General features: G+C 71.6%; 19 protein-coding genes and 1 pseudogene. 11 read left to right on the forward strand and 9 right to left on the reverse strand.

Going from position 1 to position 23,917, the window contains the following annotated elements:
- Positions 1-119 precede the first annotated feature (119 nt).
- Positions 120-3,356, forward strand: a complete 3,237-nt coding sequence (locus AC07D6_RS26650) for an RHS repeat-associated core domain-containing protein (RefSeq protein WP_479048424.1) — start codon at positions 120-122, stop codon at positions 3,354-3,356.
- A gap of 1,030 nt (positions 3,357-4,386) precedes the next feature.
- Entirely contained in the window at positions 4,387-6,102 is a 1,716-nt protein-coding gene (locus tag AC07D6_RS26655) for a BCCT family transporter (RefSeq protein ID WP_479048426.1), read from the forward strand.
- A 329-nt stretch (positions 6,103-6,431) separates the two neighbouring features.
- On the opposite strand, the gene AC07D6_RS26660 is transcribed toward AC07D6_RS26655, so the two are convergent.
- Together AC07D6_RS26660 and AC07D6_RS26665 are read right to left on the reverse strand one after the other, a co-directional pair.
- A complete protein-coding gene (locus tag AC07D6_RS26660) occupies positions 6,432-6,653 on the reverse strand; it encodes a hypothetical protein (RefSeq protein WP_479048428.1) in 222 nt (73 codons plus the stop codon).
- Between the two features lie 532 nt (positions 6,654-7,185).
- Complete coding sequence (locus tag AC07D6_RS26665) at positions 7,186-7,761, reverse strand: TetR/AcrR family transcriptional regulator (protein ID WP_391653186.1); 576 nt, start codon at positions 7,759-7,761, stop codon at positions 7,186-7,188.
- 141 nt (positions 7,762-7,902) lie between these two features.
- Between AC07D6_RS26665 and AC07D6_RS26670 the strand changes: the two genes are divergently transcribed.
- Complete coding sequence (locus AC07D6_RS26670) at positions 7,903-8,721, forward strand: SDR family NAD(P)-dependent oxidoreductase (RefSeq protein ID WP_479048430.1); 819 nt, start codon at positions 7,903-7,905, stop codon at positions 8,719-8,721.
- Positions 8,718-9,620, forward strand: a complete 903-nt coding sequence (locus AC07D6_RS26675) for a DMT family transporter (RefSeq protein WP_479048432.1) — start codon at positions 8,718-8,720, stop codon at positions 9,618-9,620. The genes AC07D6_RS26670 and AC07D6_RS26675 overlap by 4 nt, the downstream gene beginning before the upstream one ends.
- A gap of 56 nt (positions 9,621-9,676) precedes the next feature.
- Here AC07D6_RS26675 and AC07D6_RS26680 read toward each other — a convergent pair.
- Positions 9,677-9,853: pseudogene (locus AC07D6_RS26680) on the reverse strand (2-phosphosulfolactate phosphatase); the annotation flags it as partial.
- 569 nt (positions 9,854-10,422) lie between these two features.
- Here AC07D6_RS26680 and AC07D6_RS26685 point away from each other — a divergent pair.
- Entirely contained in the window at positions 10,423-10,971 is a 549-nt protein-coding gene (locus AC07D6_RS26685; RefSeq protein WP_479048434.1) for an acyl carrier protein, read from the forward strand.
- Between the two features lie 5 nt (positions 10,972-10,976).
- Here the strand turns inward: AC07D6_RS26685 and AC07D6_RS26690 are convergent, their stop codons facing one another.
- The 4 genes from AC07D6_RS26690 to AC07D6_RS26705 form a co-directional block, all read right to left on the reverse strand.
- On the reverse strand, positions 10,977-12,041 hold the full coding sequence (locus AC07D6_RS26690; protein WP_479048436.1) for a hypothetical protein: 1,065 nt from the start codon (positions 12,039-12,041) through the stop codon (positions 10,977-10,979).
- Between the two features lie 220 nt (positions 12,042-12,261).
- Entirely contained in the window at positions 12,262-12,489 is a 228-nt protein-coding gene (locus tag AC07D6_RS26695; RefSeq protein ID WP_479048438.1) for a hypothetical protein, read from the reverse strand.
- A gap of 272 nt (positions 12,490-12,761) precedes the next feature.
- Positions 12,762-13,040 (reverse strand): GlsB/YeaQ/YmgE family stress response membrane protein, encoded by a 279-nt coding sequence (locus AC07D6_RS26700; RefSeq protein ID WP_479048441.1) that lies wholly within the window; start codon positions 13,038-13,040, stop codon positions 12,762-12,764.
- Positions 13,041-13,681: 641 nt separating this feature from the next.
- Positions 13,682-15,958 carry a glycoside hydrolase family 44 protein gene (locus AC07D6_RS26705; RefSeq protein WP_479048443.1) on the reverse strand — a complete coding sequence of 759 codons (2,277 nt, stop codon included), beginning with the start codon at positions 15,956-15,958 and terminating at the stop codon, positions 13,682-13,684.
- Between the two features lie 523 nt (positions 15,959-16,481).
- On the opposite strand from AC07D6_RS26705, the gene AC07D6_RS26710 reads away from it, so the two are divergent.
- Positions 16,482-16,919: a cytidine/deoxycytidylate deaminase family protein gene (locus AC07D6_RS26710; RefSeq protein ID WP_479048445.1), complete on the forward strand. Its 438-nt coding sequence runs from the start codon at positions 16,482-16,484 to the stop codon at positions 16,917-16,919.
- A 371-nt stretch (positions 16,920-17,290) separates the two neighbouring features.
- Here the strand turns inward: AC07D6_RS26710 and AC07D6_RS26715 are convergent, their stop codons facing one another.
- A complete protein-coding gene (locus AC07D6_RS26715) occupies positions 17,291-19,123 on the reverse strand; it encodes a cholesterol oxidase substrate-binding domain-containing protein (RefSeq protein WP_479048447.1) in 1,833 nt (610 codons plus the stop codon).
- Positions 19,124-19,503: 380 nt separating this feature from the next.
- Between AC07D6_RS26715 and AC07D6_RS26720 the strand changes: the two genes are divergently transcribed.
- Entirely contained in the window at positions 19,504-20,007 is a 504-nt protein-coding gene (locus AC07D6_RS26720) for a hypothetical protein (protein ID WP_479048449.1), read from the forward strand.
- A gap of 868 nt (positions 20,008-20,875) precedes the next feature.
- On the opposite strand, the gene AC07D6_RS26725 is transcribed toward AC07D6_RS26720, so the two are convergent.
- Positions 20,876-21,307: a hypothetical protein gene (locus tag AC07D6_RS26725; RefSeq protein WP_479048451.1), complete on the reverse strand. Its 432-nt coding sequence runs from the start codon at positions 21,305-21,307 to the stop codon at positions 20,876-20,878.
- Here AC07D6_RS26725 and AC07D6_RS26730 point away from each other — a divergent pair.
- From AC07D6_RS26730 to AC07D6_RS26745, 4 genes are read left to right on the forward strand one after another with little or no spacing between them, the layout of a single operon-like run.
- Positions 21,294-21,512, forward strand: a complete 219-nt coding sequence (locus tag AC07D6_RS26730; RefSeq protein WP_479048453.1) for a hypothetical protein — start codon at positions 21,294-21,296, stop codon at positions 21,510-21,512. The genes AC07D6_RS26725 and AC07D6_RS26730 overlap by 14 nt on opposite strands.
- Positions 21,506-21,961, forward strand: coding sequence for a hypothetical protein (locus AC07D6_RS26735; RefSeq protein WP_479048455.1), 456 nt, complete (start codon positions 21,506-21,508; stop codon positions 21,959-21,961). The genes AC07D6_RS26730 and AC07D6_RS26735 overlap by 7 nt, the downstream gene beginning before the upstream one ends.
- On the forward strand, positions 21,958-22,893 hold the full coding sequence (locus AC07D6_RS26740) for an alpha/beta fold hydrolase (RefSeq protein ID WP_479048458.1): 936 nt from the start codon (positions 21,958-21,960) through the stop codon (positions 22,891-22,893). The genes AC07D6_RS26735 and AC07D6_RS26740 overlap by 4 nt, the downstream gene beginning before the upstream one ends.
- On the forward strand, positions 22,890-23,657 hold the full coding sequence (locus AC07D6_RS26745) for an AMP-binding protein (protein WP_479048461.1): 768 nt from the start codon (positions 22,890-22,892) through the stop codon (positions 23,655-23,657). The genes AC07D6_RS26740 and AC07D6_RS26745 overlap by 4 nt, the downstream gene beginning before the upstream one ends.
- The last annotated feature ends 260 nt before the right edge of the window (positions 23,658-23,917 follow it).

Raw genomic sequence — 23,917 nt, forward strand, 5'->3', positions numbered from 1 at the left:
ACCACCCCATCGTCATCACCTCGGGGAAAGGGCGGGGCGGCACCCCGGCACGGGTGCCGTCCCTCCAGGCCCTGCTCCTCTGACATCCACGCATCGGAGAGACCTTCGTGAATTCTCGCATGCCCGAAACCCGGCGCCGCAGACACTGGCTGTCGCTCACGATCCTCGCCACGACCGCCATGATGACCACGGCCATCCCGGCCAATGCCACACCGCGTCCAGCTGCGGCGCCGGCCACCACCAAGGCAACGCCCACACCGCTGGGCACCACCAAGGCGCCGGCCAGCTCCCCGGTCAAGGCGGCCGAGACCGACGGACCACTGGTGAAGTCGGCAGCCGTCGAACCGGGCGTCTACGCCCTGGGCGTCGGCCAGGTGCCGTGGTCGGAGTTCTTCACCGCCCAACTGTCCGACGGCGTCAGCGCCCAGGTCAACTACGGCAGCGGCAACCTGCTGTTGACCGTCGACGGCTTCGACATCGCCGACGCCGGGCCCGGGCTGGCCTACGGCAACGCCTTCAACAGCCTCAACCAGGCGGGTTGGAACGCCACCACCGGCGTCGACTACCGCGTCAACGAGGCCACCCCCAACGCCGTCGTCGTCGAGGGACCGTCCGGCACCATGGCGGTCTTCGCCCGCGACGGTGCGGGTTTCACCCCGGCCAAGGGCTACAAGCAGGACCTGACCGAGGCGGACGACAAGAAGTCCTTCACCCTCACCAGCCGCCGTACAGGAGAGAAGACCACCTTCACCCGCTCCGGCACCACCGGGGACGCGCGCGTGACGAAGGTGGAGGACAAGAACGGCAACGCCACCACCATCGCCTACTCCGGCGCCTTCACCTCCAGGATCACCTCGGCTTCCGGGCGCACGCTGACCTTCGCCAACGACGGCGAGCACATCACGAAGGTCATCGACGAAACCGGACGGTCGATCAGCTACACCTACACCGGTGACCTGATCAAGACGTTCACCGACACCGCCGGCAAGACCACCGTCTTCGACTACGACGCCTCCCACCGCCTGACCAGGGTGACCACAGCAGAAGGGCGGCAGACCAGGTTCACCTGGGACAGCACCAAGGTCGCCTCCCTCACCCGCGTCGTGAACAACGCCACCGGAGCGGGCAACACCACCGCCTTCCGCTGGATCCTGCCCGCCAACAACACCAACGCCGAAGGGGTCGTGCGGATCACCGACCCCCGCGGCAAGCACACCCTCAAGACCGTCGACGGCTACTGGCGCACCAAGAAGACCGAGGACCCCCTCGGCCACACCCGCTCGACGTCCTGGGGCCCGGACAACAACGTCGTCACCGCCACCGACGCCATGGGTGCCACCCCGGAGGACGGCAACGTCACCAAGTTCGAGTACGACTCGGTCTTCAACCCCACCACCGCCACCCTCCCGACCGGGGCGACGGCGACGGCGACGTGGGTGAAGAAGGGCAGCGGCTACTTCCCCGAGACGCTGACCTCCGCTTCGGCGGAGAAGACCGCCAACAGCTACGACGACTCGGGCAACCTGCTCACCTCGCAGGACTCCACCTCCGGTGGCACCGCCGCGAAGTGGACCTACACCTACAACCCCAAGACCGGTGAGATGGACTGCGGCGGCCTGCCCGGCCAGCGCTGCACCGCCACCGACCCGCGGGGCAAGAAGACCGGCTACACCTACGACGCCGAGGGCAACCTGACCAAGGTCACCCCGCCCAGCCCCCTCAACCCGATCACCTACACCTACGATGCCCTCGGCCGGCAGAAGACGATGACCGACGGCCGCGGCACCACCACGACCTACACCTACGACGACCGCGACCGCATCAAGACCCGGACCGCCGGCTCGGCGACCGCAGCCTTCACCTACGACGGCGACGGCAACCTCACCACCCGCACCACCCCGGCCGGCACGTCGACGTTCACCTACGACGAGCAGAACCGCGAACGCACCCGCACCCTGCCCGGCACCCCGGCCACATCCATCACCTACGACGCGACGGGGAACGTGGCGAGCGCCACCGACGCCGGCGGCACCGTCACCTACGGCTACGACGACGCCAACCAGCTCACCTCGGTCACCGAACCCGGCGGCGCCAAAACGTCGTTCGAGTACGACAACAACGGCAAGCGCACCAAGACGACCTTCCCCGGCGGCATCACCCAGACCGTCACCCCCGACGACTCCAGCCGCCCCACCAAGATCGAAGTGAAGTCCGGCACCGCGACCCTGTCGTCGATCTCCTACGACTACAGCAACAGCGGCAAGGACACCGACAAGATCCGCAAGCGCAACGTCGACGGCGCCACCACCACCTACACCTACGACACCCTCGGTCGCCTCACCAAAGCCGTGGAGACCAAGAATGGCTCCACCACGGCCGGCTGGGCCTACTGCTACGACAAGGCCGGAAACCGCACCGCCGGCTCCACCGGCACGTCCCTCCCGACCTGCGACGACGCCCAGCACACCTACACCTACGACGACGCCGGTCAACTGACCGCCTACGACGGTAACTCCGGCTTCGCCTACGACGGCGCCGGCAACGAGACCAGCGCCGCCGGCCCCACCGGCACCCGCACCAACGCGACCTGGACCCCCTTCACCCAGCTCGCCGCCTACACCCACTCCGGCATCACCACCGAGCAGGTCTACGCCGGCACCGACAACACCCAGCGCCTCACCCGCGACAACACCACCTTCACCAACGCCGCCGTCGGCATCACCGGCCAGAGCGTCTCCGGCGCGGCCACCGGTTTCGTCCGCGAGCCCTCGGGCACCTTGATAGCCATGCGAAGCGGGGGAAGCAGCCAGTACTACCTCACCGACGCCCAGAACTCCGTCATCGGCCTGGTCGACACCGCCGGCAAGCGCACCGCCGCCTACGCCTACGGCCCCTACGGCGAGCCGCGCACCCACACCGGCACCCAGCAGCCCTTCCGCTACACCGGTGCCTACCTCGACCCCTCGGGGCTGTACAAGATGGGCGCCCGCTACTACGACCCCCACCTCGGACGCTTCACCCAGCCCGACCCCAGCGGCCAGGAGAACAACCCCTACCTCTACGCCACCGGCGACCCCGTCAACAACACCGACCCCACGGGGCTCCTCAGCATCGATGGCATCGGCAATGCCCTCGGCATCGGCGGCATCCTCTACTCCGGCCTGACCGAAGGCGCGGACGCGGCCGAGGCGGCCACGGCCGCGATGATCGCGGAGGTCGGCATCACCGGCCTGTGCGTGGCGGGAGCAGCGGCCTTCACCACGGTGGGAGCCGCAGCCGCAACACCCTACTGCATGGCCATCGGTGCAGCCGCAGCCACGTACGTGGGTGCCACCTACCAGAACGATCTGAGCTGACGCGATGAGGGCCGGGGTTCGGCCCCGGCCCTCATGACAGGGGACAGGAGACAGGAAAATGATCCAGCCAGGACGCGAGAAGACCATCGCACCGCTCGGCCTCCTGCAGGTCGTCTGCGGACTGCTGCTCGTCACACTGTTCAACCAAGCTTCTGTCGCACTCGGCTGTGGTCTGCTGCTCCTGGCGTCGGGATGCGTTTCACTGGTCCTTGCGTACGTGAGCATGAGGAAGGCCCGACGATGAGCACCGGCGCCCCGATGCCTCTGGAGTCCTCGGAGGCCGGCGTCCTCTTCGTGATCCTTTTCGTCATCATCGTGGTGCCCCTCATCGCATGGTTCCTGTACCGCAGGTAGGGACAAGGGCGCCCCGGTCCCGTCTTCGGGTAGGGATGAGGGCGGCCCCCGCCCCGCCCCCCTCCGCCCCGGTCTGATCCGCCCACCGGGTCGGGGCCGGGGCGGACCGCCATTCCGCAACCGCCCCGCCCATCGGACACGGGGGAGGGGCGACGTCGCCGGCGGGCGGCCCGGGTCAGGCCGCGGCGCTGCGGCGGTCTGCTTCGTCGGCGCGGTGAGAGGAGGGCGCCGGCCTTTCCCCACCGCGCGGCTGCTCCGCGCCCACCGGCTCCCAGCGGCCCCGGCCGCTCACCCGTCCGCTGTGCTCGGCCAGTGTCGGCCCGGGGCCGTTTGCCCGCGCCGCACCGCGCCGCCGCTCGCGCCCCGGCCGGCCACCGGTCCCACCTGCTGTCCGGGATGCGGGAGCACGGCCGCCCGGGCCAGGGGCCGCCGCGCGAGTGCCGGGGTCGCGATCAACGGCGGTGCCTTCGTACCGCTGCGGCGGTCCGTTCGAGCGCTCGCGCCCCTGCCGCTCGACACCCGCACTGCGTATCGCCTCACGCACGCGGACCCGTCGACGCCTGTTGATCCCGGTTCAGGCGTTAACCACGTGATAGGGGGTAGCAAGAGCCAAATCCAGCCATGATCGTGAAAGGTGCTGCCTGTGTCTCAGGAGCGACATAAACCGGGGCAAAGGATGCGCCTACCCGTGAAGGCGGCCCTTCCCGGCCGTCACCCGCACGAGGACAGGGCACCCGTCACCGACCCGGTCGTCTTCGGTGTGACGGCGGTGCTCACCCTGGGCTTCGTGATCTGGGGCGCCACGGCGACCGACACGCTGGAGAGCGTCTCCGACACGATGCTCGACGGTCTCATGCACAATGGCGGCTGGGCGTTCGTCCTGGCCGCCTCGGGCTTCGTCGTCTTCGCTCTGTGGCTCGCGATCAGCCGGTACGGACGGATCCAGCTGGGGCAGGAGCACGAGAAGCCCGAGTTCAGCACCGTCTCCTGGGTCGCCATGATGTTCAGCGCCGGCATGGGCATCGGCCTGATGTTCTACGGCGTCAGCGAGCCGCTCGCCCACTACACGACCCCGCCGCCGGGCACCGACCCCGCCGACCCGGCGGACGCCATGCAGACGGCCCTCGCCACCACGCTCTTCCACTGGACCCTGCATCCGTGGGCCATCTACGCCGTGGTCGGCCTCGCCATCGCGTACAGCACCTTCCGGCGCCGGCGGCGGCAGACCATCAGCGCCGTCTTCGTACCCCTCATCGGCCAGAAGCACGCCGACGGCGTCCCCGGCCGGGTGATCGACATCCTCGCCATCTTCGCCACGCTCTTCGGGTCCGCCACCTCCCTGGGGCTGGGCGCGCTCCAAATCGGCAGCGGCATGCACGAGGTGGGCTGGCTCGACAGGGCCGGGACCGGACTGCTCGTGACCATCATCGGTGTCCTGACCGTCTGCTTCGTCTTCTCCGCGGTCTCCGGCGTGGAGAAGGGCATCCAGTGGCTCTCCAACACCAACATGGTGCTCGCCGTGGTCCTCGCCGCCTTCGTCTTCGTCTTCGGTCCCACCATCCTGGTCCTCGACCTGATCCCCACCTCGCTCGCCGCGTACTTCGACGAGCTGCCCACGCTGGTCGGTCGCACGGAGGCGTCCACCGGCGGCGGTGACGTCGCCGACTGGCTGAGCAGTTGGACCGTCTTCTACTGGGCCTGGTGGATCTCCTGGACGCCGTTCGTCGGCATGTTCATCGCCCGCATCAGCCGGGGGCGGACCATCCGCCAGTTCATCGGCGGCGTCATCCTGGTGCCCAGCACCGTCAGCCTGATCTGGTTCGCCGTCTTCGGCGGGACGGCCATGCGTCTGAAGGGGGAGGGAGACCTCGGGGGTGCGTCCACGCCCGAGGCCCAGCTCTTCGGCGTCCTCCAGGAGTTCCCGATCGCCGGCGTGATGAGCCTGCTCGTGATGGTCCTGGTCGGCATCTTCTTCATCTCGGGCGCCGACGCGGCGTCCATCGTCATGGGCACCCTCTCCCAGAAGGGCACCTTCGAACCGGCCCGGCTCGTCGTCGTCTTCTGGGGCGTGGTGACCGGCGGCGTCGCGGCCGTGATGCTGCTCGTCGGCGAGGGCAAGGGCAACGCCCTCGCGGGCCTGCAACACCTGACGATCCTGGTCGCCGCCCCGTTCGTCCTGGTGATGATCGGCATGTGCTGGGCCTTGATGAAGGACCTCCGCAAGGACCCGCTGATCGTCCGGGGCGAACTGGCCGAGGAGGCCGTCGAGGAAGCGGTGATCGCGGGACACGAGAAGTACGCGGGTGACTTCGAGATCCGCATCGGCCCCGCGCAGGACGAGGCACCCCGGCCCACCGGGGACCGCGCCCCCAAGAAGGACGAGCCCGGCTGACGGGTCCGCCCCGACGGGGCCACGGGAAGGGACCCGCCAGGGAGGGCCCGGGCGGGCCCTCCCGTATCTCCGGCACCACAGGGCCGGGCGTCAACCCGCCGCCCCGGCCGTCAGCTCCGCCACCGGGCGCACCCCACCCGACCGTCACCCCAGTGCCCCAGTGCCCCAGTGCCCCGGCGGTCGTAGTCGTGGACCACCATCCCGCTGTCGCCCGGGGCCGACTCCGTCACCGGGCGCGCCCCCACCCGTCCTCTTTCGAGCCGGATTCCGCATCGCCGATGTCTTCGTCCGGTCCGCTCGCTGATGCGAGGGGGCCGCTTGGCGGGGGGTCAGTTCCACGGTTCCTGGTGGGGGTCTTCGCCCAGCACCTTCGCGGCGGCCACGCAGAGGTCCTCGCCGTAGAGCTGGTTGCTGCCGAAACCGGAACCCCACAGGTCGGACGCGGCCTGGGCCACGGCGCGCCAGGAGAGGTCCTCGTCGACTCGCCACGTACGGATCCGGGCGGCCATCTCCGGCGTGATCGTCGCCGGATCCACGGTGTCGTGTGCCATTCCACCGATCCTAGAGACCTCGCGAAGGAACCGGCCATCCGATGACGTCCTCACCCGCCCGCTGGACCGCGCCCCGACCGGCGGTCCCGGCGGCCGGCCCGCTCCCCGGCTCGTACGCGCGGGGGCTCGGCCCGGACGAGGCCCCCGAGGTGACGGTGGCGCGGGGCCACTGCCGGATGGAGGAGGCGCTCGCCGACGACACCCTGGCGGTCCTCCTCGCTCCACGGGCCGCCGGACAACGGCCTGGTGAGCCTGGCCAAAGCCGTCCCCGCCCGAGCGCGGGCGCCGTCAGCTTCGGCATGCCCGCGGCCGGAGCGGACGGCGGTGCCGCGGACCAACCGATCGCCGTGCCGCTCAGGCTGCCCAGCGGACGGGGGACGCCGACCGCCGCGCCGCCGAGGACGATGAGCCACCGCGCAGCCGAGGACGAGCCGGCGCAGGCCGCTGAACCAGGCGGGGGACATGCGGCCGACGCGCCCCCACCCTGGTGCTGCGCCTGGGTCGACCGCGACTCCCGGCGGCAGCTCACGGCTCAGGCGCGTGGACCGGCGCCGTGCAGCAGGGTGTCGATGATGCGGGCGGCGAGGGTGTCCGGGTCGGCACCCTCCGCGTTGCCGTGCAGGGATTCCCCGATGAGCGCGTAGTAGACCCGGCGCACCCAGTCGAGGTCGGCCGCTTCGTCGATGAGCTTGTCGTCCTGGGCCCGCTTCAGCACGGCGATGCAGCGGCGGGCGATGTCCTGGTGGAGGACGGCGGCCTCGCTGTCCGGGTCGGCCGGCAGCTCCAGGGCGAACGCCCAGGCGCTTTTGACCTGCAGCACGTTGGCCGTGATCCGGTGCATCGCCACCAGCGGCGGCGCGGTGTCCGGCCTGCCGTCGTCCACTGCCCGGGCGAGCTGACGGGCGGCCGATGACGCCAACGCCTCGATCAGTGCCTGCCGGTTGGCGAACCGCCGGTGGATCGTCGTGCGGGCCACACCCGCGGCTGCGGCGATCTGCTCCATGGAAGCGCCGGGTTCTTCGGCGAGCACCCGCTCGGCCGCTTCCAGGATCGCGCGCACGCTGCGTTCCGCGTCAGCCCGCAGCGACCGTCCCGCCGTCTCACCCATCACGCCTCCTGCTGGACCCCTTGACCGGAAACATCATACATCTGTGACGCGATGCCGCATATAACTGCAACACTTCTGTTGCGACTCATCAAATTGTTGATACATACTCATCTCAGTTGGCCTCGGTTGAAGGAGAAGCTTGTGAACAGCACCGCCCTCATCACCGGAGCGTCGTCCGGCCTCGGCGCGGAGTTCGCCGCGCAGCTCGCCGCCCAGGGACACGACGTGGTCCTGGTGGCGCGCTCCGGCGACCGGCTTGTCGCCCTCGCCGAGCGTCTGATCGCCGAGCACGGCGTCCGCGCGCACGTGCTGGTCCAGGACCTCGCCGAGCCGGACGCGGCCCGCCGCGTCGCCGACCGGTTGACCGCCTGCGGTCTGAGCGTCGACCTGCTGGTCAACAACGCCGGGTTCGGTACCTGCGGCCGCTTCGAGGAGATCTCCGGGGCCCGCGACCACGACCAGTTGATGGTCAATGTCGTCGCCCTCGTCGACCTCACCCATGAACTGCTGCCCGGCATGCTGGAGCGCGGCCGCGGGGCGGTCGTCAACGTCGCGTCCAACGCCGCCTTCCAGCCCGCCCCGTACTTCGCCGTCTACGGTGCGGCCAAGGCCTTCGTGCTGAACTTCGGCCTCGCCCTGCGCCAGGAGTACCGCCGGCGTGGCATCCGCGTGCTCACCTTGTGCCCCGGCCCGGTCGAGACCGCCTTCTTCGACACCATCGGCACCCGCCGGGCGGCTGTCACCGGCTCCATGACCACCCCGGAGCCCGTCGTACGCGCCGCGCTGCGCGCGCTGGAGCGCGACCGCGGCTACGTCGCCCCCGGACTTGGCAACGCCCTGGCCGCACACCTGTCACCCCGCCGCCCCCGGACCCTGGTCGCGGCCATCGCCGAACGCGTCACCCGCAAGGTCCTGGCCACCTCGGCCGCCCCCTCGATGTCGCCGGAGCGCGCCGCATGAGAGCCTCGACCGCCCCTGTCGGCGCCGCCTCGGCGATGCTGCTCGTCGGCACCTCGACCGCGGTCTCCGCCACCATCGCCGACTACCCGGTCTTCACGGGGCAGGCCCTGCGTTATGCGCTCGCCGCGGCGATCCTGCTGGCCGTCGTGGGCCACCGGCGGCTGCCCCGCGTGCGCCTGACCGCACGTGACGTTCTGCTGTTGTTCGCGCTGGCCGCCACCGGCCTGGCGGGGTTCAACGTCTTCCTCGTCGAAGCCACCCGGCACGCCGGGCCCGCCATGATCGCCGCTGTGGTCGGAGCGGTCCCTCTCGTGCTCGCCCTCGTGGGACCGTTGACGGAACGCCGGCGCCCCGCGCCCCGTACCGTCGGCGCCGCGGTCGTGGTGGCACTCGGCACAGCCGTCGCCGCCGGCCTCGGCTCGGGCAGCGTGAGGGGCCTCCTCCTGTCCCTCGGCGCACTCGCCGGCGAGGTGGCCTTCTCCCTGCTGGCCGTCCCGCTCCTGCCCAAACTCGGCCCCCTGAGGGTCGCCGCCTATCCCGCCGCCCTGTCCGTCCCCATGCTCCTGGCCGCGGGTCTCGCCCTGGACGGTACGACCTCCCTGCGGCTGCCCACCCCCGGCCAAGCAGCCGCCTTCGGCTACCTCGGCGCGGTCGTCACCGCTGCCGCCTTCTTCCTGTGGTACGACGCACTGCGCCGCCTCGGCGCCGACCGTGCGGGCCTCTTCGCCGGCCTGGTGCCGGTGGGCGCACTGCTCACTGCCGTGGCACTCGGCCTCGGCCGGGCAGGCCCCGCCGACGTCACCGGTGCCCTGCTCGTCACAGTCGGCGTCGCCGTCGGTCTGCGACGGCCGAGCCCAGGACCACACCCTTCCCAAGCGGCTGTTGGCGAGTTGGTCTGATCGGTGTTCACCCGGACGACAAGAGGTCGCGCGGACAGGCGGACGGCAGGGGGCGGCACCGGCGACGCCTCCTCGACCGCGAGGGCGGCGGCCGTCCCTGCCGTGGTCTTCTGCGCAACGGTCCGTCCCCGAAGGTCGACAGACCTCAGTAGGCCCGGCGAGTCGACCTTGTCGGACCCGGGCGCGGGCGGCCCGTCCTTGAGTGCCGCCCAGTCCGGGTGACGAGCTTCGAGGCCGCCCCGGGCGGCCCGTCCGGCCACCTGCCGGCCTCTCGCTGCGCTTGGCCTCGGCGACATCGTCGACACCCACGTCTGCCCGCCGGGTGCGCTGCCGTCCCTTGTTCCCTCCGAAGCCGTAGGGGAGGGCGATGCCCATCGGGCGGACCGCACCGGGCAGAGCCCCGGCACCGGTACTCGCATCGTGGCGGTCTCACGCGGGGGCGGGCCCGGGAGCACGCCGTCTGCTCGGTTGGTGCGGACCTCGCGGTCTGCTCGACGATCCGCCTCCTGGGGGAGGGCCGCACGGCCGGGCCATTGTCGTCCTTGACGTCCTCGGGGTCGTCCGGCGATCACGACGGCAAAGGCCCGCCTCGGGCGGCGAGGGACCGTTCCTGCGCACCGGTGACCTGGCCTTCCGCCACGACGGCGCGCTCTACCCGTGCGGCCGCCGCAAGGAACTGATCATCATCCGCGGACGCAACATCCACCCACCGGACGTCGAGGCCGCCGCAGCACGCGCCCTTGCCGGGCCGGCACCGGCGCCGGCGGCCGCGTTCTCCGTCGACACCCCGGAAGGGGAGCACGTGATCGTCGTCCAGGCCGTCGCCGATCCCGAGAGACACGATCTCACCGCCCTGGGCACCGCCGTGCGCGCCGCAGTGGCGGACGACCTGGGCGTGGAAGTCCACCAGGTCGTCCTCGTGCGTTCCGACGGGTTGCCGACGACCCGGAGCGGCAAGGTGCGCCGCACCGCCTGCCGGCAGGCGTACGTCGCCGGACTGCTGGATCCGATCTACACCACCCCCGTACGCGGCGTCTCCCCGGCCGCCCCGCCCGGGACGCCGCCGCGGAGCGAGATGCGCGCGACGGTCGCAGCCCTGCCGGCCGGGCGGCGCGCCGCGGCGGTCGCGGCGGAAGTGCGCCGCCGCGTGGCCGACCTCCTGGCGGTCCGACCCGCATCGGTCGAAGACGACGTGTCGATGGCGGCCCAGGGGCTGGGGTCGCTGCGCGCCATCGAGCTCCACGGGTCCCTGAGCCGTGACTTCGACGTCCGCCTGCCCTTGTCCGACTTCCTCCAGGGCGACATCACGGCGGTGACCGCCGGTATCCTCCGTCGGCTCGACGAGGGCTGAAGCCCTCAGGCGAGGGCGAGAGGCGGGACCGCCCGGCCGATGGCCAGCACCCCGCCGTCCAGCCGCAACCACAGGGGGCCGGGATCGGCGCCCAGGGTGCGGCGCAGGGCGGTGGGAACGTAGTCCATGGTCGCGAGCCGCTCGGTGTAGTGGAGGAAGCGGTGGCAGCCGACGGCACGCAGGGAGGAGCCCCGTGCCGCGGCGGCCACCTCGGGCAGGGTGAAGCCGCCGGGGCCCTCGCCCTGGATCACGTCGACGGCGTCGACGTGCCGGTGGCGCACGCGTTCGGGGAAGAAGCGCGCCGCGAAGTGCCGGTAGAGGACGTACTCGGAGGCTCCGGTCCACTTGCCGGGGTCGGCGGTGCGCAAGAACGCCTGCCAGAAGGGCTCGCCGTGGGCGTCCTGGGCGCGCTGGACGAGGTCGCCCAGGACGGTGCGGTCGAAGACCATGTGGTGCTGCATGCCGCTGTAGGCGTCCACGGGCAACCAGCCCGGTACCAGTCTCCCGGCGGCCTCCAGCGCCGAGTGGCGGGCGGGCAGCCGGTGCGTCCGGGAGCCGGGGTGCCAGGAGAGCGGATAGCCGTAGGACAGCAGGGACCTTCCCCGTCCGTCGACGAACACCGTGTCCCGCAGGAACACGAAGTCCGCGTCGACCACCAGCACGTGCTCCGGCGCGTCCGCGGGAAGGAGGGTGAAGCACTCCAGCTTCACCAACTGCTGGAAGTACCACGAGGCGGTGGAGGGATCTCTGCCCAGGTCCCGCAGGTACGCGCGCACCGTGCTGCCGGCGACGGTGCACCGGCGTTCGTCGTACCACACGATGCGCGGATCGATGTCGCCGCGGGGCCGCTCCGGCACGCGCTGGGCGATCACCTGCACCGTGGTGATGGGATTCAGACAGTGATCCCGTAGGCCCCGCACGCAGACGTCCAGCCCGGGCATGTCCTTCTCCGCGGCCAGGACGACCACGCCGATCGGCGGTAGCGCTTCGTCGTGGTGTCCGCCGGATCGTCCGGTGGCAGCCGTGGGGGCGGGAGCGAAGGCGGAAGGATCTGCCCGATGCTGCTGCACCCGGCGAACGATAGCAAGGCGGGAACGGCACCCGACGGCACCGTTGATCGTGTCGCCCCGGTCGAGCAACCACTGCGTGGGTCGGGCCAACCGGTACTGGGGATGCGGCCGGCTCCGGCCTTGGAGTCGACCGCATGCCGTGATCGAGCCCGGCTGTCAGCGGTGGCTGCGAAGCCGATCGGACGGACCGTGATGACGAGCACTTGCTGTGTCATTGGGTCTACGGCGTCGACCGTCGACCACCCGGGCCCGTAGCCCAACCGGTGCTGTGCCGCAGCCCCTCCCAGTCGACCTCGGGGCGCGCGGCGACGAGCGCGTCGACGGCCGCCGTGTGGGGGAGCGGGACGTCGGCCGCACCGGCCCGGTTCCTGCCGAACTCCACCTCGACCGTCTCGGTGGTCATGAGCGGTTCGGTGCCCTCGGACTTCGTGCTGCTGTCTACGGTCACGCGTTTCGTGGTTTGCCCGGCGGACTGCCGGACCACCGTCCCGTCGGTCGTCGCCCGATGCCCGGCCTCCCGCTGTGCCGTGCTTTCGTCGCCTGCGGGGCCTGCCGGGCTGAGGGCGCTGCTGTCGTGCCTGCCGGGGCGCTGGTCCGCCATCCGTCCGATGCGTGGGACGTGTGTGATCGGTGCGGGTGGGCTGTGCACGCTGACGGCTCCCGTCCCGCGCGTGGGGGAGGGAGCCGTCCGGTTTGTCGGCGAGGTACGCCTTAAACGGGTCACGCGTGGCGGTGCGAGTGCCGGTTGCCGGTGACGAGACGGTAGAGGAGGAGCAGGATGACGGAGCCGATGATCGCGGCGATCCAGGTGGAGAGGTCGAAGAACCCGTCGATGGAGTCGACGCCGAAGATGACCTTGCCGAGCCAGCCGCCGAGCAGACCGCCGGCGATGCCGATGAGCATGGTGATGATGATGCCGCCGGGGTCCTTGCCCGGCGTCAGGGCCTTGGCGATGGCGCCGGCGAGCAGGCCGATGATGATCCACGCGATGATGCCCATGGTGCGTCTCCGTCTCTCCGTATAAAGGCAGTGTTAGCTCCTCGTGTGCACCGTCTGCGCCCAAACAAACATCCTCCCGGCCGCCGGCCCGGCCGGGGCCGGTCTTGACCCCCGCTCGGCGCCGCCCTGCTCTTCCCGTACGGCCACTCCGGCCCGGGCGCCGCGAAGGCGGCTTGTTCATGGCGGGGCGCTGGTCGCTTCTGGCCCTGTACGGATGTGAAGGCCCCCGCCGGTGGGCGGGAGCCTTCAGCGTCGATGTCTTCGCCTCGACCGTGCCGGCGTCGTGCCGGCGGGTCTCCCCTCCGCTCACCTGCCGCGCATGCCGTGCTGGGGGCGCTGCCCCGGGCGGGCGGTTCCCTCCTGTGACAAAGCCCGGGGTCGTACGCGGCCCGCTGCCCAGGCATGGGGGCCGGGCAGTGGGCCGGGTACGGAGGCGTGGTGGGGGAGGAGGTCGGGTCAGACGGCGGTGGCGGTCCAGCGCTGCTGGACCTGGCCGTGGCACTGCCACTGGGTGAGCTGGGTGAGTATGGGGTGCTCCTTGCCGTGCGGCCGGGGCTCGGGCACGGCGAGGAGCGTCCATGGAGCGGGCTGTCGCCGCTGCGGGGCCGGTCGGGGTGGTGCGGCGCGTGGTGTGTGCCGGGTCAGGTGCCGCAGGTGTGTCCGTTGAGGGTGAAGGCGGTCGGTGCGGGACCGTCCTGGGTGCGGCTGCCGTTGAAGCCGATGGTGGTGGAGGCGCCCGCCGCGAGTTTCGCGTTCCAGGTCAGGTTCTGCGCGGTGACCGTTGTGCCCTGTTGCTCCCACTGTGCTGCCCAGCCCTGGCCGACGCGTTGTCCGGCTGTGAAGTCCCAGCGCAGTTGCCAGCCGTCGATCGGTTTGTCGCTGGTGTTGGTGATCTTCACATGGGCCGTGAAGCCGCCGGGCCATTGGTTGGCCACGGTGTAGTCGACCTTGCACTGTTGTGCGGGAACTGCCGCTGTGCGCACGGTGACGTCGGGCGAGGGCGGCGAGACGTTGCCTGCCGCGTCCCGGGCCTTGACGGTGAAGGTGTATGCGGTGTCGGGTCGCAAAGAGGTGATGGTGTGTGAGGTGCCGGTGGTGCTGGCGATCTTGACGGGTGTGTCGCCGTCGAGCCGGTACACGTCGTAACCGGTGACGCCGGTGTCGTCGGTGGCCGCCGGCCAGGTGAGGGTGAGGCCGTCGGCCGTGATGTTCGAGGCGCTGGGTTTGCCCGGTGCGGTGGGCGCTTCGGTGTCCTGCTCGCCGCCTCCGCCGGCGGGCAGGACGAGGTGGGTGATGGAGTCGGCGGGGAAGTCGGCCGTGAACGCGCCGGCCGTGACGGCCTGGTCGTCCTCACGGACGATGCCGTCCAGGTGCCGGGCGCTGTAGCGGTGGACCTCGGCCGTGCCGGTGCCGGCGCCGTTGATCCTGACGGGGCTGGTGAGGTCGGCTCCGCTCTTGTTGACCACCACCACGGTCAGGGCGTCGTCGGAGGCGCGCCGGGCCGCGTAGACGGCGAGCTTGTCCTGGTCCTCACTGGCTGCGGGAAGGGAGGTCTCTCCGAACGCACCGCCCTTGCCGTCGTAGTTGCGGTAGACGCGAAAGGCGTGCGCGACCGGTTCGTCGCTCTCGGGGGCGGTCCACAGCGAGGCCAGGTCCATGCCCTCACGGCCGAAGATGCCCAGGACGTCGGCCTGGGCCAGGGCGCCGTTGATGTGCCCGTGGGCGCCCCAGCTGTACTCGGTCATGGCGAGCTTGGTGCCGGGGTAGTGGTCGTCGACCAGCTTGCGCATCCGGGGGATCATCTGGACCGGGCGGTTGATCCAGCTCTCGTCGACGTAGGTGGGGTCCCACAACTGCCGCGTGGAGCGCAGCCGGCGTTCCTGGGTGGCGGCGTCACCGGCCTCCTCGCCGTGCACTCCCGCCTGCTGCGGGTACAGGTGGATGTCGAAGTAGTCCAGGATGCGGGTGCCGTGCTCCCTCTCGTAGGCGCGCATCTGGTCCAGGTACCACGGGCCCAGGTCCTGGCCGCCGTGCGCTGCCCGGTCGGGCGGGTTGCTCCAGCAGCCCGTACGGCCGCAGACGTCCTGGTCGAGTCCCGAGTAGAAGATCGAGTTCAGTCCCCAGCCGACCGGTCCCAGCGTCTTGGCGTCGGGATCGGCCGCCTTGACGGCGCCCGCGTACCGGTAGGTGAGATCGCGCAGCTCGTCGTACCCCAGCCCTTCGCGGCGGACGTCGCGGTGCGTGGAGTGCCACAGGTCGGGCTCGTTGTCCAGGTTGTAGAACCGCACTCCGTCACCGGCCGCGCCGCCGTAGCGGCTCTTGAGGTGGTTGATCCAGTCGGTCACGTACTGCGGACCGATCTCGACGCTGGTGTCGGCAGGGTCGTTGCCGGTGATGGGGGTGCCGTCCGGTTTTTTGCCGTTGCCGCAGTCCGGCGCCCAGGGGTCGGTGGACTGCTGCGGTCCGTACTTCTGCACGCTGAAGGCGCACGCCTTGGACCGGTCCTTGGCCACCTGGCCGAGCAGGGGGACGGTCAGGATCGTCTGGGTGCCCGTCGCCCGGTTCTGCTCGACGAAGCGGTCCGTCTCCGACCCGTTCGGCAGGCTGCCGGGGTCGGGGTTGTCGTTGGGGATGTTCTCGAAGTACCAGTCCGAGGCGCGGTTGGTGGTGTCGTTGCGGAAGTTGTAGCGGGTGGTGTGGTTGCCGCCCCAGCGGTGGACCGGCAGACGCAGGTCGGCCGCCAAGGCCTCGTCGGCGAAGTTCATTCCGTAGACGTACGGGCTGATGGAACGCCCGGCCGCGGTCGCGTCGACGGTCAGGGCCGGCCCGACCGCGGCGGCCGCCGTCGCGGGCACGGAGACACCGGTCGCGACGACCCCGGCGATCGCGACCGGTGCCAAGGCGGTTCTGAGGCGCATGAGGTTCCTCTCGTTTTTCTCCGCAGGGGTGGGAGCGCTCCCACGATCGAACCTCCAACGAACTGTCATGGCTCTGTCACATGCTGTCAAGGCATCTCACAACCGCTTCCTCGGAAGGCGGGCGGTGCCCCCTGCGGAGGATCCTTCGAGAAGCCCCCGTGCCGGCGCGGGGACTTCGCCGCCCGCGCCGACTGCGCCGGTGCCCGCTCCCGCCCCCCTCTGTCCTTGACCGCCGACGTGGTGCGGCAGCGAAGGCAGGAGTCCCTTCGTCCCGTTCTGGGAGGCGAACCGCAGGGCCGGGTCCTGGCCGTTCGGTTCCTGCGCCCACCCACGGGGCAACCCGATGTCGAGGAGGTTGGCGGCGTACCACCGCCTGAAACCTTCGTCGTCGAGCGGAAGAACGGCCCGGGGCAGCACGATCCGCCGTTACATCGCCTGGCGGAACGAGTACACCGCCGATATTCGCTTGCGCACCGTCGTCACTCGCGCCAACGTCGCCTGACACCGCACGAAGGCAGAGAAGATGACCACGCATCCCCACCCCGTCGACCACGAACTCATCGCGGCCGCGGCCCACGTCGCTCGCACTCGATGCCGCGGCGACAACCACACCATGGCAGCCGCGGGCCGTGCCCGGGACGGACGGATCGTCACCGCGGTGAACGCCTACCACTTCACGGGAGGCCCGTGCGCCGAGTTGGTCCTCATCGGCACGGCGGCAACCCAGGGCGCTTACGAGCTGGACACGATCGTCGCCGTTGGCGACCGCGACCGCGGAGTCGTTCCCCCGTGCGGACGTTGCCGCCAAGTCCTTCTCGACTACTTCCCGGCCCTGAAGGTCATCGTCGGTGCAGGCGACCGTCTCCGAACCGTCCGCATCACCGACCTGCTTCCCGAAAGCTACGTCTGGGCCGACCACCAACTCGACGCCGAACGAACCGCACCATTCAGTACGAGCTGACGCCAGGCGGCAACAGGGCGAACGTTGCTCGATGCGGCACTGGGCAACTGCTGGGGGAAACCGCTCATGGACACCCCACCCGCGTGTGGAAGGAGGAGCTGATCGAGTGCTGGAAGGTCGCAGACGAGGACGGCCCACCGCCGCCCCGCCCCGCCCGGCGCCGCCGCTGCGCGCGGGTCGATGGCCGCCGGGCGTCGGCGCCGACCCGGTGCGGGCCGGCCGACTCCGGTGCGTTGAGGGCGTTGCCCCGTGAGGATCGCGGATAGTCCGTGCCGGCAGGGGCGAACGGACGGGGCGTCGTCGACCCGGGTCTGGATCTCGGCGGGTTCACTTCCGGTCGGGGCGCAGTTGTGCACCGGCACGCTCGCGGTTCAGCGCAGCAGGGCGTCGAGGAAGGGGCTGGACAGTACGTGGTGGGGGTCGAGCCGGTCGAGTGCTGTCACCGCCTCGTCCCAGCCCGGGCCGCCCCCGGCGCGGTGGCCGGCGGGGATGTGGCGGGCGAGGACGTCCGGGTCGGACCATGCGGCGGTGTCGGTGTAGGCCCAGCCCTTGGACCACTCCACCCGGACCGACGCCCGGTCGCCGTCCAGGGCCAGGAGGAACTGCTCGATCTCACGGTAGAAACGGTGCAGGGCGGGTGTGCCCGGCAGGGAGAGGACGTCGATCCACACGGCGGTGTCGGCGTCCGGCCGGTCGGGACGCGGTCGCAGGGCGGACAGCAGCGGGGGCTGTGCGCCGGGGACGCCGCACGCGGACGGATCCTCCAGGCCGGTCACACGGATCTCCACCTGGCCGTTGACCGGGTACTCGCCGCGTGCCGCGTACTGGGCGAGCAGCGTGCGGTAGAAGTCGGCGAACTGGCTGACCACCCACTGCAGATCGGCGCGGCGGACGAGGACGGCGTATCCGTTGGCCGTCTCGCGCAGCGTGGTGGGCCGCACGTACTGCAACAGGTTGCGGGAGGCGCCCCACAGGTCCGAGCGCAGGCCGCCCGCCAGGAGGTGGGTGAGGACGTCGCCGGTCAGCACCTCCCGTACGAGGTCGTCGGAGAGGAGGACGTCGGTGATGTCACCGGTCAGCGCGACCTTGGTCAGCAGGTACTGGACCCGTCCGAAGAGCGGGGCGCTCGCCCAGGCCCCGGAGACCAGGGAGCCGGCCAGCCGGGCCACCGGCTCGGGAAGGGAGTCGGAGAACGGGTAGTTGTACGGCTCGTCGACCGCGCGGGCCGCAAGGGGTCGGTGCGGGCTGACGCTCCAGACCTTCAGCCAGGGCTTGTCGGTGAAGGCGAACCAGATCGCCTCCGCCCGGCCGGTACGGTCCACGAAGCCGGCCAGCGTCCGCGTGCCGGCCGGGGCACCGGGGGCGGCGAACAGTTCGGTGGCGGGAATGTCCACGAAGGACTGGCAGCGCAGGTTGTGGTCCGCACCCACCCGCAGGACGGCCTCGGTGACCAGCGAACGACCGAGGTGGGCCAGGAGCGCGCCGCAGTCGGGCTCCGCCCGGCCGACGGTCCGCAGGACGTAGCGGCCGGAGGCGGCGTCCCAGACGACCGCGGTCAGCTCGGTGACCAGGTTGCTCAGCGAACCGTAGCCGTGGCCGGGGGACGGGCTCTCGCCGACGGCGGGGACGGCCGTGCCGTGCGCCCCGATGGCGAGCGCGCCGCCGACCGAGAGCTCGCCGGGCGCCGGTGCGGAGACGACCCCGTGTCCTCTCGCGCCGGCGAACGCGAGCAGGTCCTCCAGGGTGGCTCCGGTCTGGACCCGGACCTCGGCCGACCCGTCGTCGGCCCGCCGCTCCAGTGACATCGCGGTCAGGTGTGCGGTGGTGTCCAGCAGGACGACCCGGGCCGTCGCCGGTGTGCCGTCGGCCACCGTCAGGGGAGCCCAGCCGTGCCGTTTGCCTTGCGCGCGCACTTTCCAGCCCGCGCCATGGGCCCAGTTGACGACATCGAGCACCTCCTGAGGACCGCGCGGCACGCACGTCCACAACTGGTCGGTACGGATTTCACCGGCCCAGTTCTCGTAGACGCGCCGGTGGAGGTCGACCCCGGCCGGGAAGCCCGGCGGCGGTGCCGGGGCCGCATGGGCGCTGCCCGGCCGGATGAGCCCGCGCAGCAACCAGACCGCACCGCCCGCGGCGGCCGACGACGCGAGCAGCCCGCGCCGCGACAGCCCGCCCTCCCGGATCGAAGAATCGTCCGTCATCCCCGCACCCCTGCCCCTGACCGTCGCGAACCGGCTCTGCCGGGCCGTCCGGAACGCACGGTACCCGGAACAAAGAAACTACGGTCAAAAGTTCGATCAATTCACCTGGACGAGTGGAGATCGCGTCTCGTGGAACGGCTCAGGTGATCCCCTCACGGGGACGAGGCGCTCGGTCGGCCGGAACGGTGGAGGGGCCTCCCCGGCGGGGCCGTCACGTGTCCTGTCGCGTCGAAGGCCGAGCAGTCCCATCGAACCCCGGCGACCGGGCGGCTTGTCTCACTGGAGTTTGTTTGCGCAGGTCAGAGGGGTGTCGTAGGCGGCCGGGTGATGTTGTTGTCGTTCAGGCCGCTTCGCATGCACAGCGGAGGAAGGGTCAATACGTGTCCGCTCTGGACTTCTACGCTCATGTCGCCACGCGCCGCGACGTGCTCGGGGTGGGGATGGGTGCGCACCCCGACAGGTGGGAAGCCGCCCTGGGCAGGGGCTTCCTCGATGTGCCCGGTGACGGCCTGCTGCGACGGGACTACGGACTCGTGGAGATCAACTTCGCGCCGGACCCGCAGGGACGGATGTCCTGCTTCGGTTTCGGCATCGAGATCCACCGTCTCCTTCACGACCGGTCTCCGAGCGCCGTACCGGTACCGCTCTCGCGGCACTACGGGGAGTTCGCGCCCAGGGTTCCGTTCGGAGAACTACAGGCCGCCGTTTCGGCCCTGGGCCGCACGGCCGAGCTCGACGACGTGTCGCGTGACATGCACCGCTATCGCGTCTCCGGGTCGGGTGCCCGCATTCACGTCATCGTCGATCCCGGCCCCCACGGCTCGGATGCTCCCGGCCCGGCCGGTCATCGGACCGGCGACGTATGGTCCATCGACGTGTGGTGACCGAGCGCCCTTGTCACCAGTCGAAGCGTTCCCCGGCCGGGACAGGGGACGCGAGTTGCGAGAGCGACTCCGGACCAGGCGCGCCGGAACGCCCCTGACCTGCGCGGCCGAGCTCCAGTAACACAACGCGTGCCGCACGCCTCAGGCCGGGCCCCGCCCCTCGTGCCCCTGCGCCGGCACCCACCCTGAAGGCCGGCGGCACGCCCGCCGCGTACGCGGCCGTCCCCTCCGTGTCCGTGCGGCGGACGGCGCGCCCGTACCCCGGCTCGCAGCGGCCCCGGCTCCCGCCCGGGCACCGAACTCTCCTCCGTGGGACACCGGCTCCCCGACCGCCGTTGCGGTGCGCCCGACGCCACGGAACCGCCGCGGGCGCCGGGCCCGCGGTGAGCCGGTCCCCACCGAGGAGCAGCGGCCGGACGCGGTGGAACTCTCCGACGGCGGTGGGTGTGGCCTCCTCGCCGGTGGGCAGTAGGTGAACACACCCTGTACGAGGGGGCGTACGGACCAGCCGGGGCGGTGTTCCCCTCGGCGGTGCCGCGCGGGCCGACGACCGGGCCCCCGCTGGTCCGTGCGAGCCCGGCGATCCACTCCACCCGGTCGTCCATGACGTTCCAGGGACCGGCCGAGCCACCGCCGAGTGCGAGGATCCGTCACGACCGATCGGGGACCAGCCGCGGGGTGACGGATCGAGGCGTCAAGGCCCGATCCGTGATCCTCCGGGAAGCCGACGGCCCACGCACACGACCGCCACTGCCCGATCGCATCACACCATCGACGCTTGACTGCCTCTTCGCGCTGGTTTCCACCTTTGGTGGTGACTGAAACAGCTTGCGGGGAGGAAACCATGACTTGCCACTCCTTGGAGTGATTAATTCGATTCACCCGTATGGCTCGGTTGGATAGTCGTTACGGTGATTCGGTGTTCGATGTCCTGCGCACCCGCTTGGTAGTGACCGCCGCCCACTTGCCGTCTCCGTACCGCACCGTGGAGGAGACCCGCGCGAGAATCGCCGCCCCGGGCGGCTACGCCCCGCTGCCCGGCCTCCTGGAAGACCACACCGGAGTACGCGGCGTCCACGTCCGTGAGCAGGGTGAGGACGCCTTCGACCCGGCGGTGGCGACCGGCAAAGCCCTGGACGAGGCGGGCGTAGGCGTCGGCGACGCGGACCTCCTGCTGTTCGCCGTCACCGCGCAGGATCCGGCTCGGGCCCGCCACCTCCCACATCACGGCCGCCGAACTGGGCGCCGGCTGCCCGGTGTCCGATGTGAAGAACGCCTGCGGCAGCGTGCTCAACGCCATGGAGAAGGCCGCCGCCCTCATCGCCACCGGCCGCTGCCGCACCGCGCTCACCGCCTGCGAAGAAGTGGGCTCACCGGCCACCCGCTGGCACGGGCCCGACCACGAGGCACTGATCCGGGCGGTGCCCGGTCGCACCGTCCCCGGCACCGGTGCCGCGCTGGTCCTGACCGCCGGACCCGCGGACCAGGACGCCCCGGCGTGCTGACGTCGAAGCTCGCCGCCGACTCCACCGCGTGGAACGCCTGCACCGCCGCCTGCGGAGGGACCATGTGTCCGCGCTCCCTGTCCGACGAGCACGTCACACTGCGCCTCGACGGCGACCTGCTGCACACGACCGTGGTCAACGGTCTACCGCTGATCCCGGAGGCCGCACGGGACGAGCTGCGCGCAGTGCGTTCGAGCGCGTTCACCGCCCAGCGCCAGATCGCGATGCCGCAGTACCACGAGACGCTCGACGCCCTTTCTCCGCCCGCAGACCGGTGCGTGCCGGCAGGCGCCGGGCACGGCGACCACGCCGCCGCACCACCGCCCCTGCAACTGGCCGAGGCGCGGGGAAGCCGAACTCCTCGAAGCGGAGGACACCGTGGCGATGCTCGGTTCGGGCGGCGGCCTCAGCTTCGGCCCGACCCCGATCCGCTGGTGAGGCAAACATGATCGATCCCACGGCCGTCCCCGCGCACTCCTCGATCTTCCAGCAGTTGCTCCCCGGCTACCCCGGGCGGGAGCACTGGCGGCTCGTCCCCGCGACCGACCAGCACTACCTCGACCTCGGAGCGGGCGACCCCCTGCTCTTCCTGCACGGCAACCCCACGTGGAGCTACGCCTGGCGCAAGCTCCTGCCCGAGCTGGCCCCCCACGCGCGCTGCCTCGTCCCGGACCTGCCCGGCCTCGGCCTGTCCCACCACCTCGCCCTCCCGCCGGACCCGGCGGCCCGGAACCAGGCCCAGTTGGACCACTTGGACGCCCTGTACCACCACCTGGTCCACCGGGAGGGGGTGGCGCCGCGGGGCTGGACGCTCGTCGTGCACGACTGGGGCGGGCCGCTCGGCGTCGCCTGGCTCCGGCGCAACCCGGGAATCGTGTCCGCCCTGGTCGTCCTCAACACCATCGCCTTCCCCTGGCCCGACGGCTACCGTCTGCCGTTCCACCTGCGCTGGATCAGGGACCATCGCCCCGTGGCCGCCGCCGTGCACGCCACCAACGCCTTCGCCCGCCTCACGTTCCGCGTCGGCGTCACCCGCCCGCTCAGCCCCGCCGAGCGACGCGCCTACCTGCTGCCCCACGTCCGCCGGGGCAACCGCCGGGCGATCACGGAGTTCATCCGCGCCATCCCCCGGGGCGACACGGACGAGGCATGGCGACTGCTCGAACCGCCCGGCACGTCCGACGACTTGCGGAGGATGCCGATGTTCGTCGGCTGGGGCATGCGCGACCCGGTCTTCACCCCGCTGGTCCTCGCCGAGTGGACCCGCCGCCACCCGCACGCCGTGGTCCACCGCTACCCCGGCGCCGGCCACCTGGTGATGGAGGACGCCGCCGACGAACTCGGCCCCCACATCCGCGACTTCCTGCGAGGACAGCGATGACCGCCGCAAAGGACGACGTCCTCGCGCGCCCGGCCGCCCTGGTCGAGCACCCCGAGGCGGACGTACCCATCGGTCGCACCGGCGCCCGCGCGTCACAGGCCGTCTCGGCGGCACAGCCGCTGGACGGCTGCCGCCGCACCGCGCACGCCCTCCGGGCCGCCGGAGTGCGCCGCGGCGACAAGGCCGTGGTGATGACCCAGGACGCCTACGAACTCTTCACCGCCGTCCACGGGACGGTCTCGCCCGGCGCCGTCCCCGTCCTGATCGAGCCCCACGCCGAGGTGCGGCGCCGCCCGGAGAGGATCGCCCCCGATGCCTTCGTGGGGAAGCCCCTGGCCCACGCGGCACGCCGCCTCCCCGGCCGGGGCCGCGGCCACGTCCGTACGGCCCTGGTCACCGGCCGGTCCTTCCCCGGTCGGGACAGGCTCCTGGGGCAGCGCCTGCCCGTGGTGCCGGACGGAAGCGGGCCCGGACCGCACGCTCCGCAGCCGCACGCCGAAGGCCCGGCGATGAACTTCTTCACCTCCGGCTCCACCGGGCGGCCCAGGGGCGCGGAGTACCACCACGCCACCTCGCCGGCCAGCTCACGGCCCTCGCCACCGTCCTCCGGCCCGGGCCCGACGACGAACCGCCGGTCACCTTCGACGCGGGGATGGCCGAACCACTCCGGACGTACCGCCCTAAGACGAGGGGGACGCGGCGGCGGAACCGGTGAGGAGGAGCCGTGCCGCTCGGCCAACACATCGGTATGCAGTGGATCCTGACCGGACCGTTCCCGCCGGCGGGCGGACCCAGCCCGTGCCCCCCCGGCGCGCGACGGCACGGAGCACCGGACGGGTCCGAGCCCCGGCCGCCCACGAGCGCTTCCGGGCCCGGCGGAGCGCCGGCACCCTCACCGCCCCCCTGGAGGCACCAACTGCCGGGGCCGCCCGGCGGGGCGGGACGGACCCGCCCCCGGTCGGCGCGGTCTCCACGTCCGTCCTTCCCCTTTCCCCTCCGAGCGGGGTCGACGAAGAGACGCTCC

It is taken from the genome of Streptomyces sp. NPDC045287 (assembly GCF_056432325.1).